Raw genomic sequence first — 13,689 nt, forward strand, 5'->3', positions numbered from 1 at the left:
AAAAAGCCTACAGAGTGCCTATTGTGCCCATTAAAAAAATAGTGGAATTAAATTGGGCCTAAGATGTGGCGAAAAACATACCCGCGCTACTAGTGATGGGTGGGAAACTACTAGTTGGGTCCCTGACGATAGATGTAAATTTGAAGAGGTGAAATAGATGGATAAAGAAAGAATAAAAAAGATATTGAATGATTTTATTGACTATGTAGATGAGGTACAAGATTTTTCTATAGCAAATGAAGTAGAAGAAATTGACAGGTCTACATTAGATGGTGAAAATATAGAACGAAAACCTACTGGCATAACAAATATCTATATAACTACCTTTAAGGAGCCAAAATAATGGAAGTAGCATTAAGAAACCTAATAGAAAATAACATTCCTGAACTTGAAAATGAGATATACCCCACAAACGCACCAGAAGGGCATACAAAGCCTTATTTAGTTTATACAAGGATTACTACTAAAAAGATAAAAACTCTTGAAGGATTTACGAATAAAGAGTATCTTTCTTTCATGTTTTCAATTATGGCAAATAAATACAAAGATATGAAATCCTTAACTAAAAAAGTTGAGGATTTATTAATTTCATTACCACAAAAGCAATTAGATGGATTTTATATTGAAGATATGGACATAAATAATGTACATGAAGTTTACGAACATGAGCTTAAAGTAAACAGAGGGATTATAGATTTTACAATTTATTTTGAGGAGGTAGAATAATGGGTAAAGCAACAAGAGCATTAGGTACTAAATTGCTAAAAAGCGATTCTGAAATAGGTGGATTAACTTCTATTGGCGGAATTGAAATTACAGCTGATGATATTGATGTAACCACCTTAGATAGTGAAGGTGGATACAAAGAATATATAGGCAGTTTTAAAGATGGTGGGGAAGTTCCAATAGAGGGCTTTTTTGATTCTGACACATCATCTGGACAGGTAGCTTTACAGGACTCATTAGATAATGGAGAAGCAGAAGATTATAAAATTGTATTTCCTACTACTCCAAAAGCAGAATGGAGCTTTAAGGGAGTTGTAACAGGCTTTGGAGTTGGAGACGTAGATGTAGATGGAACAATAGGTTTTAAAGCTACTATTAAGGTTAGTGGAAAACCAACCCTTACCGTAGGAACAACAGTATAAGGGCTAGAGTAAAATCTGGCCTTTATTTTTTATATATAAAGGAGGATTAGAAAATGGCAGGCAATGATGTAAGAATAGAACAAAAGGATTTTAGAACAGCAAGAGTTTTTATTGATGGCAATGAGGTTAAAGGAGTACAGAATGTAAATTATAGCATAGGCGTAGATGAGATGCCTATAATTAAATTAGAATTTATACCAGAAACCCTGAATTCTGATAAAGAACAAGATAAAGGAAACGTTGAATTAAACATTACTATAGATGGTCAAAAAATAGCTGAGACGGTTGTTGAACAAATAAATGAAGAATTACAAAAGGAAGGTAATAAGGAGGTAATTATATAATGAGTTATTATCCAATAGAATTAGATAAGGTGAGAAATTTTAAATATGGCATGAAAGCACTTAGTTTAATAGAAAAGAAGTTTAAAAAACCAATCGCAGAAATAGAAGCAATGCAAACTGGAGCATTATCAATGGAGGAGTATTCTGTTATAATGTGGGCTGGATTACAACATGAAGATAAAGATCTAACACCTGATAAGGTAATGGAGTTAATAGATGAACACTCAAGTCTTATGGAAGCAACTAAAATTATGTGGGAAGCATTAAATAGTGTATTTAAAACAGGAGAGGAAACAGGTGAAACAAAAGAAAAAAACAAGTAGAAGGTAGCGAGAAAGAACCTTTCACGATTGAAGGTGCCATAGAACTCGCTACCTTTATTGATGTTCCTATGAGTGAATTCTGGGAAATGACACCTTATGAACTGAATATGGCGGCTAAAGGCTATTCTAGGAGAAGGAAAGAAGAAGAGAAGAACCTAATTATGCAAGCATATTTAACTAGCAGGTGGGTATGGACTAAAGATGTACCAATAGAAAAAATATTAAATAATTTAGAGTTAGAAGTTGGAAAAGAAAAGAAGGTTATGACAGATGAACAAATGTTAGCACAAGTCAAGGCTTTAAATGCTATGTTTGGTGGGAATGTGAAAACTTGTAATCCTTAAGGATATTTTATATTATAATGGTATAAAGTATCCTTAAGGAGGGATTTAGATGGGCCTATATGGTTCGCCAGATGCAGGGGGCTTATATACTAAGAAGGAAGGAAATAAAATTAAAAAAAGAAACAAAAAGCTACAAACAAACCTATGGCTATGGATAGCACTTATAATATTTGACATATTTTTTGTATTAACTATAGGAGTACGATTTGACAGCATATTCACAGCATTGATACTTGATAGTATTATCATAGGAATTATTTCACTTATAACTTTGATTCGCAATCTAATAAAGAAAAATAAAGTTAAAGATGACATTATATTTTTACTTTCAAGTATTGTAGCCTTTTTTGTACTCAATTTGATATTGGGAACAGTGTTAAATTCAATTTAATATATGGTTTTAAAGCATCTACAAAAGTAGGTGCTTTTTTAATACCTCAAAACAGGAGGTGAGAATTATTGAGTAAATCAAATTTTATAGTCCGTGGTGGCGCCGATTTTAGTCAAATAAAACGAGAAATGGACAAAACTCAAAAACAATTTAAAGGATTTCAATCTGCTCTAACTACTGGTTTAAGTACTCTTGGTAAGTTAACAGGAATAACATTAGGTACAGCTGCACTTGTGAATTTTGGAAAACAAGCAATAAAAACATCATCTGATTTAGAAGAAATACAGAACGTAACAGATACTGTATTTGGCAGTATGGCACGAGATGTAGATGAATTTTCTAAGACATTAATAGAAAGTCATGGTATAGGGGAATTGTCGGCAAAGAAATATGCATCTTATATGGGAGCAATGTTAAAGTCTTCTGGTATTCAAGGGGATGCAGTAAGGCAAATGTCTAAGGACCTAACACTCTTAACAGCTGATATGGCTTCTTTCTATAACTTAGAAACAGATGAAATGTTCCAAAAAATTATGTCTGGTATGAGTGGACAATCAATGCCTTTAAAACAATTAGGTATAAATATGAATATTGCTAACTTAGAAGCTTTTGCGCTACAACAAGGAATAAGAAAGTCATGGCAAGAAATGAACCAAGCTGAACAAGTGATGTTGAGATACAACTATTTAATGGCAGTTACAGGAGATGCTCAAGGTGACTTTGCTAGAAACAACTGGAACTGGGCACATAGTGTTAAGATTTTAGGTGAAAAGTGGCAAGAGTTTTTAGGTATAGTTGGGAAGGGGCTTCAAGTAGTTATACTACCCCTAGTTAAAGGATTAATAAAAGTTTTAGATGTACTAATAAAAATAGCTAAAAGCATAGGCGAAATCTACACTATGATAACTGGTAAAGAGGTATCTGTAGACACAAAATCTAATACTGACATGCTTGGTCCTATGCCTGACGATAAGGATTTAAAACCAATGTTGGATTTACCGAAGGCAAATAAGGACATTGGTAAAACAGGTGGAAAGGCAGCTAAAGGACAAAAAGACTTAGGTAAAGGTATTGATAAGGCATCTAAAGCGGCCAAAAAAGCACTTGCACCTTTTGATGAATTAAATATATTACAAAAAAACCTAATTGATAATATTAATGGTGGCAATGGTTCAGGAGGGCTAGGGTCAGGCGGAGGGAAAGGTCCAGGTGGACTAGGTAGTTTTGATGAAGGTATAAACAATATGGTAGGGAACATGGAAAATACAATGAAAACCAAAAAGACAGCTGATGATATGAAGAGTATATTTGATGATTTCTTTACTTGGTTTATGAATAAATGGAAGAAATTAAAACAAACTCTAGAAATGCCTATCAAGGTCCCAGCACCAGTATTTGCGGCAATACCTTCTCCAGTATACAACCCGGATTGGGGTTTAGTACCTCCATTGGTACCGGTGCCTGTATTTCCTCCAATACCTGTACCAGTCTATAATCCAGATTGGGGACTAGATCCTCCACCAATACCACAGTTAGTTTTTCCGCCGTTATTACATGAAGAATATGACTTGTCATTGGAAACAGTAAAAGCATTGACGGTAGGGGCATATGAAAATATAAAAGTTAAGACTGTAGAATTAAAAACTAATGTAACAACACAATGGCAGCAAATGAATGAACGTGTTAAATCTGAAACTGCAACTATGAAACAAAGAATAGCTACTACATGGGGTGCTATTGAAGCTAACTATAAAACTCATAGGCAAAACATGGGAGTTATTTCAGCAGGTATAGCAACAGTTATGGCAGCTAATGCAGCAAGAGGGGTAATGACTTCTGGAAGAAATCAAAACGCAGGATTGTCTTCAATGCAAAGGTCAATGCTTGCGTTTGGTAGAAATGTAGGGGTTATGGCAGCAGGTGCTAGTATGGCTTTGGCTAGAAACTTAGGTAGTGGATTAAATGCAGGGATTAGAAATTTTAATTCTTTCTTTAGATCCACGGTTCCAGCAATGCGGTCTTGGGCAAGTGGGCTACTAAGAATGTCTGCTGATTGGGGCAGAAGTTTTGTTAGTAATATAGCAAATGCATTGTCGAGTGCTTGGAGGAATATTAAAAGCTTTGCTTCTTCCACAGGAGGAAAACTTCAAGGTTGGTTTTCTGAGAATAAAGGGACTATAGCAAAAACTGCTATAGTAGCTGGTGCGGTTGTAGCAGCTGGAACTATAGCTTTAACATTCCCCGCTTCCATACCTTTTGTGGCTGGAGGATTAGCAAGTATTCCGGCTCTGGCCAAAGGTGGTATCACAAACGGTGAAATGTTGGCACTTGTTGGAGATAATCCAGGAGGGCGTGAAGTAGTATCTCCCTTAGATGATCTTATGGGGATGATACAGACAGCAGTAAATGAAAGCAATAACAATACAAACAATTCTGATAGGCCTTTAGAAGTAAATTTAATCGTGAATGATACTAAGCTGGGTAGAGCAGTAATAAACTCAATCAATTCTCTACAGAAGCAAGAAGGCAAAATATTACTAGACTTGTAGAGGTGATGAACATATGAAAGAAATGTTGTGGATAAATGGAGTGTCAGTGAAATCCCCCAAGTCATTTCAACCAGAATTTAATGATTTGGACAGCGAAGAATCAGGCAGAAATGCTGCAGGGGGGACTAATAGAGATAGAATCGCAAGCGATAAAAGAAAACTAAATTGCGAATGGGGTCCGTTAACCCAAGAAGAAATATCAAAAATTCTTAAGTTAATAGAACCAGAATTTTTTAAAATAAAATACTATGATCCTAAAGACGGTCTTATTACTAAAACTTTTTATGCAGGACCTAAAACAATGCCAATGTTACGTATGAAAGAAGGCTTTCCCGTATGGGAGGGCCTTAAAGTTAATTTTATTGAACAATAAAAATATAAATCGAGGTGATATAAATGGATTTAAAATTACAATTGGATAGAGTAGAAAAGAAATTGGACAGGATCCTTGAGTTATTAGAAGAAAAGGGACTGTCCAATTTTTCTAAAGATAAGATTAATAAAAAAGAACAATATTCTTCCATAAAAGTTGGTGAATTGACGGACAAAATGGAGAGGAAATTTAACTTAGGACCTTATTCAAAGTAGAGTGTTCCAGGCTCAGTTTCGACATAAGGCTTATTAAATCTAAAAACATGTTTACCTGGGAGCATTTCTTCACATACAATTAATCCATTTTCATAGATTGAAATACGCTGAAATCTCTCAGTCACATTGATGACAATGTTTTCTCTCCTATTAAAATTACCTTTTGTTTCTAACTTTATTGGACCAGGATTAACATTGTCATCCTTATGATAAACATAGCTTAAGTTTTGCTCAAGATTACTCACACCCTTCACCTCCTTTATAGGGATGCTTCTACACAGACCAACAATATCCTTTAAATAAGGTGAAAAATTTAAAAATAGAAAGGATGATAATTATGTTAAAAATAAATAAAAGTACAAATCTTAATGCAAATATTCAGGTAGAAGGCAAGAACGTAATGTTTTTAAATGCAACTATAAATGAGCTAGGAAGCGTTACATTTGGCAAGACGGTTCAAAATGTAGAGTTGTACAAAGCTAATATGGAAGAAGTTAATAAGCAAGTAACAGAATTTCAAGAAGAAGTTAAAAAAGCAGAGTTAGATTCTTTAGGTGGTGAATTAGATGAAATTAAGTAATGAAAAAATGTTAACTGATATATCTAAATTAAGAACTTTGTCGCAAAAACAGTTACCTGTTAAAGTTAGCTATGCTATAGCGAAGAATATTTCAAAGATAGAAAAAGAGCTACTTATTTATGAGCAAGAAAGACAAAAATTAATTGATAAATATGCTGAAAAAGATAATGAAGGTAAAGTTGTAGCAGATAAGAATGGTCAAATTAAATTTAAAGATAAAGAAAACTGGGAAAAAGATATTAAGGAATTGTTGAGTATAGAAAATGAGATAGATATTCATAAATTTAAAATTGATGAATTAGAAGGATATAGCATGACTCCAGCTGAAATCATGAGTATTGAATACATGATAGAAGAATAAACCTTCTATTTGAAGGAGGTTAAACAATGTATAATGTATCGACTGAATTTAAAAATAAAATAAAACAAAACAGCAGAAGGATTGCAGGAAAACTACTATTGGGAAATTTAGAGCTAACTCCCGAAGATATTATTAGCATGAATATGGAATACTCATTAGGTAATGATGGAATACCAGCTATAGGTGGAGTCGTAGCTAGTAAATTGGAAGTAAAGCTATTCAGAGATAAGCTACCACCTGTATTAACTACACAAGAATTAAAGCCTTATTTAGGTATAGAAGTATCTCCAGGAGTGATAGAATATGTACCTATGGGGGTATTCAGAATTAGTCCAAAGGATACTAAAAAAACAGATAAAACAATATCTTTGGTAGGATATGACATATTATTTATACTAGAGAATAGCCCCTATAATAGTAAGCTAAAGTTTCCTAATACATTGAATAACATTAAGACTGAACTTGAAACTAAAGGATTAAAATTTGCATCTCAAGCTCTAACAAATGTAACGATAAAGGAGAAACCTAAAACAATAAGAGAGCTGTTATCAGATATATCAGAATTATTAGGAATGAATGTAATAACTAACAAATTAGGTGAGATTGAATTTAGGCAACTAAACGTAGTTGAGTTTGATTTAGATGCTAACAACTATTACGATTTTAAATTATTAGCAGATGATGACGTAAAGCTTACAAGATTGACAGTAGAAAAAGAAGGAGAAGAAAATAAAGATTTAACCTACGGTGATGATACAGGATATACTATAAAGATTAAAAACGACTCTATTACTACTCAGAATGAATTGATTGCTGTATATAATAGAGTTTTTCCTCTTTCATATACTGCTTATGAGTGTGACATACAAGGCATGCCCCATGCTGAAGTAGGGGACATCATAAACCTAACAGATAGACATGGGAATAAGAGGAGTATTCCTATTGCCTATCATAGGATAAGTTATTCGGGGGGACTTAGAAGCGAAATAAGGGCTAACGCTCCAAGTGGTGCGATAAGCTCTACAGGTTCTACTGGAAGCAATTCTATAACTCAATCTTTAAATGATTTGAGAGTCAACATATTAGAAGTAAATACAGTGCTAGCAGATAAAGTAAGCACAAATGAATTAGACGCTAATGTTGCAAGAATAGAAAAGATTATAAATACTAATTTAGAATCTATAAATGCAAAGATAAAAATCATTGAAACTGAAGACTTAACAGCTATTAATGCACATATAACAGCCCTTAAAGGTAATGTTGCAGAAATAGATACAATACTATCAAAAGAAGTCTTCGTAGAACTAGCAAGTGTAGGTCAAATATTAGCAGGAAGTGGAATTATAGCGGATGGAGCAATAGGTGATGCTCAAATAAATGCAGTAACAGCAGGAAAAATAAAATCCGGTACACTTGACACGTCGCTTGTAACAGTTGCAGGAGCGGACGGAAAACTTAACATTGCAGGTAATAGATTACAAGTCATCCATAATGGTCTTGAAAGGGTAGCTCTTGGAGATGTCAATAGAGATGGCACTGTGTATGGTCTAAGAGTTAGAGGTGAAGATGGCGAAACTGTCTTATTTGATGAAAGAGGGCTTACTAGAGAAGGATTAACAGATGGAGCAATAAACGATAGTAAAGTAGATGATGCAGCTAACATACAAGGGCATAAGCTAGATATTAATAGTGTAATAAGAGAGATTAATATAGGTGATGAAGTAATAAAAGGCACTAGGGTGCAAGTAGGAGATAGAACACTTGACGTTGAATTATCTACTCAAAAGTTAGCTATAGATGAAAATAGTCAAGAAATAAGTAATCAAAGAAGTGAAATTAAAGCTTTAGATAATGCAATAAAATTTAAAGTAGATAATCAAGAGTTTAATCAGTACAGAACTACTAATGATGGAAATATAACTACAATTAACACTCAACTTAGCAAAAATACAGCTAGTATAGATATATTAAAAGAAGAAATTAATTTTAAAGTTAGTCAGACTGATGTGGAAAAGCTGATTAATGAAATTGAAATTGGTGGCAGGAATTTAATAAGAAATAGTGATTTTAGCAATGAAGACCGATATTGGATAGCAGGGGATAATACTAATGTGAATTTTTACAGTTTTGGTGCAATGATAAAACCTATAGATATCGGAACTGCGACCTTAACGCAAACTATACGGTTAGATTCTGCAATTAGGTATCAACAACATTACTCTATTTCTATTCATCACGGCTCTGATATGGGTGAACCTTACAGACGCACCTTTATAGTTGTTGATTTTATCAATCATCACGATGAAATTATCGAGAGTAAAACAATATACGAATTTAACGCCTCTTTTTCATGGATAACAACAAAGATTAGCTTTTTATCTCCAGCTATGACTGCAAAGATACGGATAAACATAAGTATTGAAGTTATTGATTTATTGCAAAGATACTTAGTTAAATGGATAAAATTAGAAGAAGGAACAAAAGCAACAGACTGGACTCCTGCTCCCGAAGATATAGAAAATGAAATAACAGCTATAAATACAAAAGTGGCAGGTATAGATATTACCCTAGATGATATAACTAGTCGAGTATCTAGCACAGAATCAAAGATAATAAAAGTAAACGATGAAGTATCTGCAATAGAATCACGCGTATCAATAGCAGAACAGAAAATTACAGATGATTCTATAATCAATACAGTAAGAAGTTCTACAGCATATAAAAATGATTTAGATAATAAAGCTAATCAAGAAGATTTAAACCTTGCAACTAATAAAATAACTACATTAGAGCAAACATCCGAGAAATTTAAAATAAGCATAAATAAGTATGAAAACGGTAAATTAAAGGGTGCTTATTACGATTTTACAGGGGAAGCGGCAATTTTTAAAGGTGCAGGATTCGTTATATTAAATGATAACTATACAAGTGTATTGCAAGGAGATACAGAAGGTAACTTGCATATAGTAGGGGATTTTGTAGCTTATCAAAATGGAGAAAGAGCAGTTCATCTTACGAAAAATTCAATACGATTCCATAACTGGTATAAACCTCTTGACAATCCTGTTGTAGGAACGATTTATGGTGCGAAGAGGTTAGTATCTGAATCGGAGCCAGGACTGGCAATAACCCATTATCAAAATTCTAGATTTTCTATACTTCATAGTAGCAGTACAAATTCTAATCCTTATATAGATTTTGATGTAAATAATGTATTAGGTGTGAATAGTGAATATCCTATACAAACTTATGAGCCTACTATATTTTTTCAGAAGATAAGATGTGACAGTAGCCTGTATTTTGGGGATAATGTTAGAATACGTCCATTTGGCAATAAGTTAACATATAAAGCTGAAAATCATGAATTTTTGTCTCTCTATGACTCTGTTTTATTTACCTATAATGGTATGAGGGGTGCGTTTGAATATAATAGAAAAGTTAATATAACAGGAGATTTGTCGGTAAGTGGTAAAAAGAACTCTTTACAAAAAACTGAAAATCATGGTGAAAGACTTATAAACGCCTACGAAACAGCAGAATATTTCTTTGGTGATATTGGAAGTGGAAAAATAGATGAAGGCGGTCTTTGTTATATTTATATAGATGATATTTTCCAGGAATGTGTTAATACAGAGATTGAATATCATGTGTTTTTACAAAAATGTGGTCAAGGTGATGTGTGGATTAAAGAAAAACATGAAACTTATTTTATAGTAGAAGGTACTTCCGGATTAAATTTTAGTTGGGAACTTAAAGCTAAGAGAAAGGGTTATGAGCAACACAGGTTAGAACAACCTGATAATTTTGACCTTGGGAGAGACGATTCTGTAAGCTTTGACAGAGATTTTGAACATGAAGATAAAAAAGATAAGGAATTAGAAAAAACATATGATGATAAATTGAATTTTGATTTAGTAAACTTATTATTAAAGGAGGTAGCATAATGAAGTTATTAACAGGTTTTGCAGTAATAAATAATAGAAATGGTAAAATGATTTCATATACCTATGATACAGTAGATGAAAAAGGAAGTTTAAAAGATTCAAACAAAAAAGAAAGCTTTGTAGTATTAGAGAATGAAGAAGAATTAAAAACAGCAGTAGAAGGACTAGAGCAATTAGTAGAAAATAGAATGAATGAAGAAGATTAAGCCTTAAAGGGCTTATTTTTATACTCAAAATTAAATATTCTGGAGGTAGAAAATGAATCATGAAGTTATGGAAATGAAAATTACTGAACATGATGAAAAATTATCAGAACTAGATAAAAGAATGGATAAAAATGATAGAGAGAACGCTGAATTTAAGATACAGATTAAAAACCTTTGTGAAACTATTCAAGGGCTTACAACAACAATGAAGTGGTTTATAGGTTTATTAGTAGGAGCTTTTATAGGCTTCTTTTTTTATGCAGTTCAACAAGGATTATTTAAATGATAAGGAGGTGACATTATGCTAGATGATTTTATGACTGTGGATACATTAACTACATTTACAGGCCTAGTCATGGCAGTAGGTTTAATAGTCCAATTTACAAAAGGACTAGTAAAAAAGAGTTATGGAGATAGAGCTGTGAGATTATATGCTTTTGTTATATCTTTAATTTTAAACCTTGCTTTTGTAGGAGATTTTAGTAATCTGCAAGGGATTATAGTTACAATAATAAATTCAATTCTTATAACTTTAACATCCATGGGAGGATATGAATTGATTGCAGATCCAAGGGCAGAAAAAGAAAGAATAAATTAAAAAGGAGAGGATTTATAATGAAGATAGCTCTAAGTGCAGGACATAATGTATATATAGGAAGTAATTTTGATTGTGGAGCAGTTGGGAATGGAAAACGTGAGGCAGATATAACTAAAGCAACTGTAAAGAATTTAATTTCATTGTTGGAATCACAAGGGCATAAGGTAAAAGATGTCACACCTTATAATCAGAAGTTTAGTGAGAAGAAATCACATCATTTAAAAAGATGTAGAGAAGTTGATAATTTTGGAGCAGATCTATATTTAGATGTTCATATAAATGCAGGTGGAGGAACTGGAGTAGAAACATGGATATATAGTAATGGAAGTTCTTCAAAGAAACATGCTGAAAAAATATGTAACAATGTTTCTAGACATATTGGCATTAGAAATAGGGGAGTGAAAGTAAACCCTAATTATTGGTCCTTAAAACATTGTAAAGCACCAGCTATTATTATAGAAGGTTGTTTTATTGATAATGCTAATGATGTAAAGAAATTGAATCCTAAAAATTATGCAGAAGCTATAGCTATGAGTTTTGGTGAAATTAAAGAATCTAAACCTAATACAGATAAGAAATTATATAGAGTACAAACTGGTGCATTTTCTGTGAGAAAGAATGCAGATGATTTATTGAAAAAGCTAAAAGCAAAAGGTTATGATGCTATAGTTGTACAAGATAAAGGATTATATAAAGTCCAAACTGGTGCGTTTAGCAAGAGAGAAAATGCTAATAAGTTAGTTATGCAACTAAAGAAAGATGGATTTGAAGCCTTCATTGTATAATTTCCAATGACATTTAAAAATAGAAGCAGAATTCCAACAATATAGCTCAAAATTCCAATATTAATTTTAGACCTGGTTTATTGCCAGGTCCTTTTTTATTTTACTAATCTTACCTAAAACTGACCGTCTATTTCCTCTATATCCAAGCTATTTTAACTCTAGCAATATAATTCTATTCTAATAAGGTCAAATCTTAATATAAGCTAAATACAGGCTCATAAAGCTAATTACTTATATTTTTTAGCATATCTGTTTTTTTATTATCTTTACACAGAACTTATGTTCTGATATACTCATTAAAGAGGATAAAAAGGGGAGATTTATATGCTAAAAGAAAAAGAATTAAATATTATTAAGAGCAAAATAAAAAATAAAATTCCATTAGATATAGATGAGATATCAGGATATCTTAATATAAAAGAAAAAATAATAAAAAATATATTTGTTATGTATGAAGCATTTGGAAGAAAATCAGTAGAGAGTATTACATTATCTGATGAAGAAATAGATCGTATTATTAGCTTAAAATACCCAAATGTTATTACATATAAAAAAGACTAGATTTTCTAGTCTTTTTTTACTGGGGACATTTTGGGGACATTTTTAAAGATTTGGGGACATAAATAGATATAAACAAAAGCGACAAAACAAACAAATGGCTTAAAATACATGGTTATAAAAATATAAAAATACATAAATTCAATATATATGCTGACTTCGAATCAGTCGGTTGGGGGTTCGAATCCCTCAGGGTGTGCCATCTTAATATAAAAAAATGTCGGGGAATGTCCCCGACCTAAACTAACAACCACAAGTGTTATCGCAATTACAGAATAAAATTACTAAAAGTAGGAAGAAGAAAAGTAGAGAATCATTGCTATCTTCATACCTATAATCACAGTTACAGAAGATAACAACTAGGAGTAAAAAGAAAAATAATAGTGAAGTATCGTCATTACAATCACTTAAAATATTACCCAATATTCCAGTTTTTTTAGTATCATCAGTCATAAGCACACCTCCATAGATAATTTAGAGTAAATTAACTTCCAATATTAGATTATGTAGTTAGTTAAAAAGCGTGCAAATAATTTTCTATAAAAAAGATGACAGAGTACATACCCTGTCATCTTTTTGTTTATAGAAAATTATTCTTCTTCAATTCACTTTCAAGAGTAGATGGAGAAACTTTAGAATCATCATATTCTACTGTTATTGTATTAGCGCTGTCATCTAATCGAACAGCTTTTACTCCTTCTATAGAATGGAGAGAATTTTTTATATAATTTTCATCTACTCTGCCAAAACTTTGGGATACAAATTTCTTGACTTTCAAGATATCACCTCCATTAAATAGTTTTATCAAAAATTAAATTATTATAACCTTAATAAAATATGTTAACATATAAAAAAGCTAGTCTATTGAGCTGTAGACTAACTTTATGTATTTTATATATATTAAATTATATATATAATTTAATTCAAAATAGTCCATAATATTATGGACTATTTTGTTTTGTAGATTACT

General features: G+C 32.1%; 21 protein-coding genes and 1 tRNA gene. 19 read left to right on the forward strand and 3 right to left on the reverse strand.

Translation table 11 applies throughout. From position 1 onward, the window contains the following. Window positions 1-157 precede the first annotated feature (157 nt). The 10 genes from FYJ27_RS01795 (at window position 158) to FYJ27_RS01840 (ending at window position 5,687) form a co-directional block, all read left to right on the forward strand. Entirely contained in the window at window positions 158-343 is a 186-nt protein-coding gene (locus FYJ27_RS01795; protein ID WP_154482243.1) for a hypothetical protein, read from the forward strand. Next, window positions 343-726, forward strand: coding sequence for a tail completion protein gp17 (gene gp17 / locus FYJ27_RS01800; RefSeq protein ID WP_154482246.1), 384 nt, complete (start codon window positions 343-345; stop codon window positions 724-726). The genes FYJ27_RS01795 and gp17 overlap by 1 nt, the downstream gene beginning before the upstream one ends. After that, entirely contained in the window at window positions 726-1,148 is a 423-nt protein-coding gene (locus tag FYJ27_RS01805; protein WP_154482249.1) for a phage tail tube protein, read from the forward strand. The genes gp17 and FYJ27_RS01805 overlap by 1 nt, the downstream gene beginning before the upstream one ends. Before the next feature lie 53 nt (window positions 1,149-1,201). Continuing rightward, window positions 1,202-1,492, forward strand: a complete 291-nt coding sequence (locus FYJ27_RS01810; protein ID WP_154482252.1) for a hypothetical protein — start codon at window positions 1,202-1,204, stop codon at window positions 1,490-1,492. Next, window positions 1,492-1,815, forward strand: a complete 324-nt coding sequence (locus tag FYJ27_RS01815; RefSeq protein ID WP_154482255.1) for a hypothetical protein — start codon at window positions 1,492-1,494, stop codon at window positions 1,813-1,815. Before FYJ27_RS01810 ends, FYJ27_RS01815 begins: the two co-directional genes overlap by 1 nt. 68 nt (window positions 1,816-1,883) lie before the next feature. Further along, a complete protein-coding gene (locus FYJ27_RS01820) occupies window positions 1,884-2,159 on the forward strand; it encodes a hypothetical protein (RefSeq protein WP_154482258.1) in 276 nt (91 codons plus the stop codon). 49 nt (window positions 2,160-2,208) lie between these two features. Next, on the forward strand, window positions 2,209-2,550 hold the full coding sequence (locus tag FYJ27_RS01825) for a hypothetical protein (RefSeq protein ID WP_154482261.1): 342 nt from the start codon (window positions 2,209-2,211) through the stop codon (window positions 2,548-2,550). Window positions 2,551-2,618: 68 nt separating this feature from the next. Next, complete coding sequence (locus tag FYJ27_RS01830) at window positions 2,619-5,099, forward strand: hypothetical protein (protein WP_154482264.1); 2,481 nt, start codon at window positions 2,619-2,621, stop codon at window positions 5,097-5,099. 13 nt (window positions 5,100-5,112) lie between these two features. After that, window positions 5,113-5,472, forward strand: a complete 360-nt coding sequence (locus FYJ27_RS01835) for a DUF6711 family protein (RefSeq protein WP_229775438.1) — start codon at window positions 5,113-5,115, stop codon at window positions 5,470-5,472. A 23-nt stretch (window positions 5,473-5,495) separates the two neighbouring features. Next, window positions 5,496-5,687: a hypothetical protein gene (locus FYJ27_RS01840; protein ID WP_154482267.1), complete on the forward strand. Its 192-nt coding sequence runs from the start codon at window positions 5,496-5,498 to the stop codon at window positions 5,685-5,687. Here FYJ27_RS01840 and FYJ27_RS01845 read toward each other — a convergent pair. Beyond that, complete coding sequence (locus FYJ27_RS01845; protein ID WP_154482270.1) at window positions 5,675-5,932, reverse strand: hypothetical protein; 258 nt, start codon at window positions 5,930-5,932, stop codon at window positions 5,675-5,677. The genes FYJ27_RS01840 and FYJ27_RS01845 overlap by 13 nt on opposite strands. 92 nt (window positions 5,933-6,024) lie before the next feature. On the opposite strand from FYJ27_RS01845, the gene FYJ27_RS01850 reads away from it, so the two are divergent. The 9 genes from FYJ27_RS01850 (at window position 6,025) to FYJ27_RS01890 (ending at window position 12,921) form a co-directional block, all read left to right on the forward strand. Then, window positions 6,025-6,267, forward strand: coding sequence for a hypothetical protein (locus FYJ27_RS01850; protein ID WP_154482273.1), 243 nt, complete (start codon window positions 6,025-6,027; stop codon window positions 6,265-6,267). Then, entirely contained in the window at window positions 6,254-6,628 is a 375-nt protein-coding gene (locus FYJ27_RS01855) for a hypothetical protein (protein WP_154482276.1), read from the forward strand. Before FYJ27_RS01850 ends, FYJ27_RS01855 begins: the two co-directional genes overlap by 14 nt. A gap of 26 nt (window positions 6,629-6,654) precedes the next feature. Further along, window positions 6,655-10,572: a hypothetical protein gene (locus FYJ27_RS01860; protein ID WP_154482279.1), complete on the forward strand. Its 3,918-nt coding sequence runs from the start codon at window positions 6,655-6,657 to the stop codon at window positions 10,570-10,572. Then, a complete protein-coding gene (locus FYJ27_RS01865) occupies window positions 10,572-10,778 on the forward strand; it encodes a hypothetical protein (protein WP_154482282.1) in 207 nt (68 codons plus the stop codon). The genes FYJ27_RS01860 and FYJ27_RS01865 overlap by 1 nt, the downstream gene beginning before the upstream one ends. Before the next feature lie 52 nt (window positions 10,779-10,830). Further along, window positions 10,831-11,064, forward strand: a complete 234-nt coding sequence (locus tag FYJ27_RS01870) for a hemolysin XhlA family protein (protein WP_154482285.1) — start codon at window positions 10,831-10,833, stop codon at window positions 11,062-11,064. Between the two features lie 15 nt (window positions 11,065-11,079). Continuing rightward, a complete protein-coding gene (locus FYJ27_RS01875) occupies window positions 11,080-11,376 on the forward strand; it encodes a hypothetical protein (RefSeq protein WP_154482288.1) in 297 nt (98 codons plus the stop codon). Between the two features lie 17 nt (window positions 11,377-11,393). After that, window positions 11,394-12,161 (forward strand): N-acetylmuramoyl-L-alanine amidase, encoded by a 768-nt coding sequence (locus FYJ27_RS01880; RefSeq protein ID WP_154482291.1) that lies wholly within the window; start codon window positions 11,394-11,396, stop codon window positions 12,159-12,161. A 324-nt stretch (window positions 12,162-12,485) separates the two neighbouring features. After that, complete coding sequence (locus FYJ27_RS01885) at window positions 12,486-12,722, forward strand: hypothetical protein (RefSeq protein WP_154482294.1); 237 nt, start codon at window positions 12,486-12,488, stop codon at window positions 12,720-12,722. A gap of 130 nt (window positions 12,723-12,852) precedes the next feature. Next, window positions 12,853-12,921 (forward strand) — tRNA-Arg (locus FYJ27_RS01890). A 41-nt stretch (window positions 12,922-12,962) separates the two neighbouring features. Here FYJ27_RS01890 and FYJ27_RS01895 read toward each other — a convergent pair. Together FYJ27_RS01895 and FYJ27_RS01900 are read right to left on the reverse strand one after the other, a co-directional pair. Then, a complete protein-coding gene (locus FYJ27_RS01895; protein WP_154482297.1) occupies window positions 12,963-13,172 on the reverse strand; it encodes a hypothetical protein in 210 nt (69 codons plus the stop codon). Between the two features lie 127 nt (window positions 13,173-13,299). Further along, a complete protein-coding gene (locus FYJ27_RS01900) occupies window positions 13,300-13,497 on the reverse strand; it encodes a heavy-metal-associated domain-containing protein (protein ID WP_195839057.1) in 198 nt (65 codons plus the stop codon). Between the last annotated feature and the right edge of the window lie 192 nt (window positions 13,498-13,689).

Origin of the sequence: Anaerosalibacter bizertensis, assembly GCF_009696605.1 — a bacterium.
GTDB classification, from domain to species: domain Bacteria; phylum Bacillota; class Clostridia; order Tissierellales; family Sporanaerobacteraceae; genus Anaerosalibacter; species Anaerosalibacter bizertensis.

What these genes read in the sequence shown, in the direction of transcription:
- FYJ27_RS01795 (WP_154482243.1), top strand. Translation starts at nt 158, where the DNA reads ATGGATAAAGAAAGAATAAAAAAGATATTGAATGATTTTATTGACTAT.
- gp17 (WP_154482246.1), top strand. Translation starts at nt 343, where the DNA reads ATGGAAGTAGCATTAAGAAACCTAATAGAAAATAACATTCCTGAACTT.
- FYJ27_RS01805 (WP_154482249.1), top strand. Translation starts at nt 726, where the DNA reads ATGGGTAAAGCAACAAGAGCATTAGGTACTAAATTGCTAAAAAGCGAT.
- FYJ27_RS01810 (WP_154482252.1), top strand. Translation starts at nt 1,202, where the DNA reads ATGGCAGGCAATGATGTAAGAATAGAACAAAAGGATTTTAGAACAGCA.
- FYJ27_RS01815 (WP_154482255.1), top strand. Translation starts at nt 1,492, where the DNA reads ATGAGTTATTATCCAATAGAATTAGATAAGGTGAGAAATTTTAAATAT.
- FYJ27_RS01820 (WP_154482258.1), top strand. Translation starts at nt 1,884, where the DNA reads ATGAGTGAATTCTGGGAAATGACACCTTATGAACTGAATATGGCGGCT.
- FYJ27_RS01825 (WP_154482261.1), top strand. Translation starts at nt 2,209, where the DNA reads ATGGGCCTATATGGTTCGCCAGATGCAGGGGGCTTATATACTAAGAAG.
- FYJ27_RS01835 (WP_229775438.1), top strand. Translation starts at nt 5,113, where the DNA reads ATGAAAGAAATGTTGTGGATAAATGGAGTGTCAGTGAAATCCCCCAAG.
- FYJ27_RS01840 (WP_154482267.1), top strand. Translation starts at nt 5,496, where the DNA reads ATGGATTTAAAATTACAATTGGATAGAGTAGAAAAGAAATTGGACAGG.
- FYJ27_RS01850 (WP_154482273.1), top strand. Translation starts at nt 6,025, where the DNA reads ATGTTAAAAATAAATAAAAGTACAAATCTTAATGCAAATATTCAGGTA.
- FYJ27_RS01855 (WP_154482276.1), top strand. Translation starts at nt 6,254, where the DNA reads ATGAAATTAAGTAATGAAAAAATGTTAACTGATATATCTAAATTAAGA.
- FYJ27_RS01860 (WP_154482279.1), top strand. Translation starts at nt 6,655, where the DNA reads ATGTATAATGTATCGACTGAATTTAAAAATAAAATAAAACAAAACAGC.
- FYJ27_RS01865 (WP_154482282.1), top strand. Translation starts at nt 10,572, where the DNA reads ATGAAGTTATTAACAGGTTTTGCAGTAATAAATAATAGAAATGGTAAA.
- FYJ27_RS01870 (WP_154482285.1), top strand. Translation starts at nt 10,831, where the DNA reads ATGAATCATGAAGTTATGGAAATGAAAATTACTGAACATGATGAAAAA.
- FYJ27_RS01875 (WP_154482288.1), top strand. Translation starts at nt 11,080, where the DNA reads ATGCTAGATGATTTTATGACTGTGGATACATTAACTACATTTACAGGC.
- FYJ27_RS01880 (WP_154482291.1), top strand. Translation starts at nt 11,394, where the DNA reads ATGAAGATAGCTCTAAGTGCAGGACATAATGTATATATAGGAAGTAAT.
- FYJ27_RS01885 (WP_154482294.1), top strand. Translation starts at nt 12,486, where the DNA reads ATGCTAAAAGAAAAAGAATTAAATATTATTAAGAGCAAAATAAAAAAT.
- FYJ27_RS01895 (WP_154482297.1), bottom strand. Translation starts at nt 13,172, where the DNA reads ATGACTGATGATACTAAAAAAACTGGAATATTGGGTAATATTTTAAGT.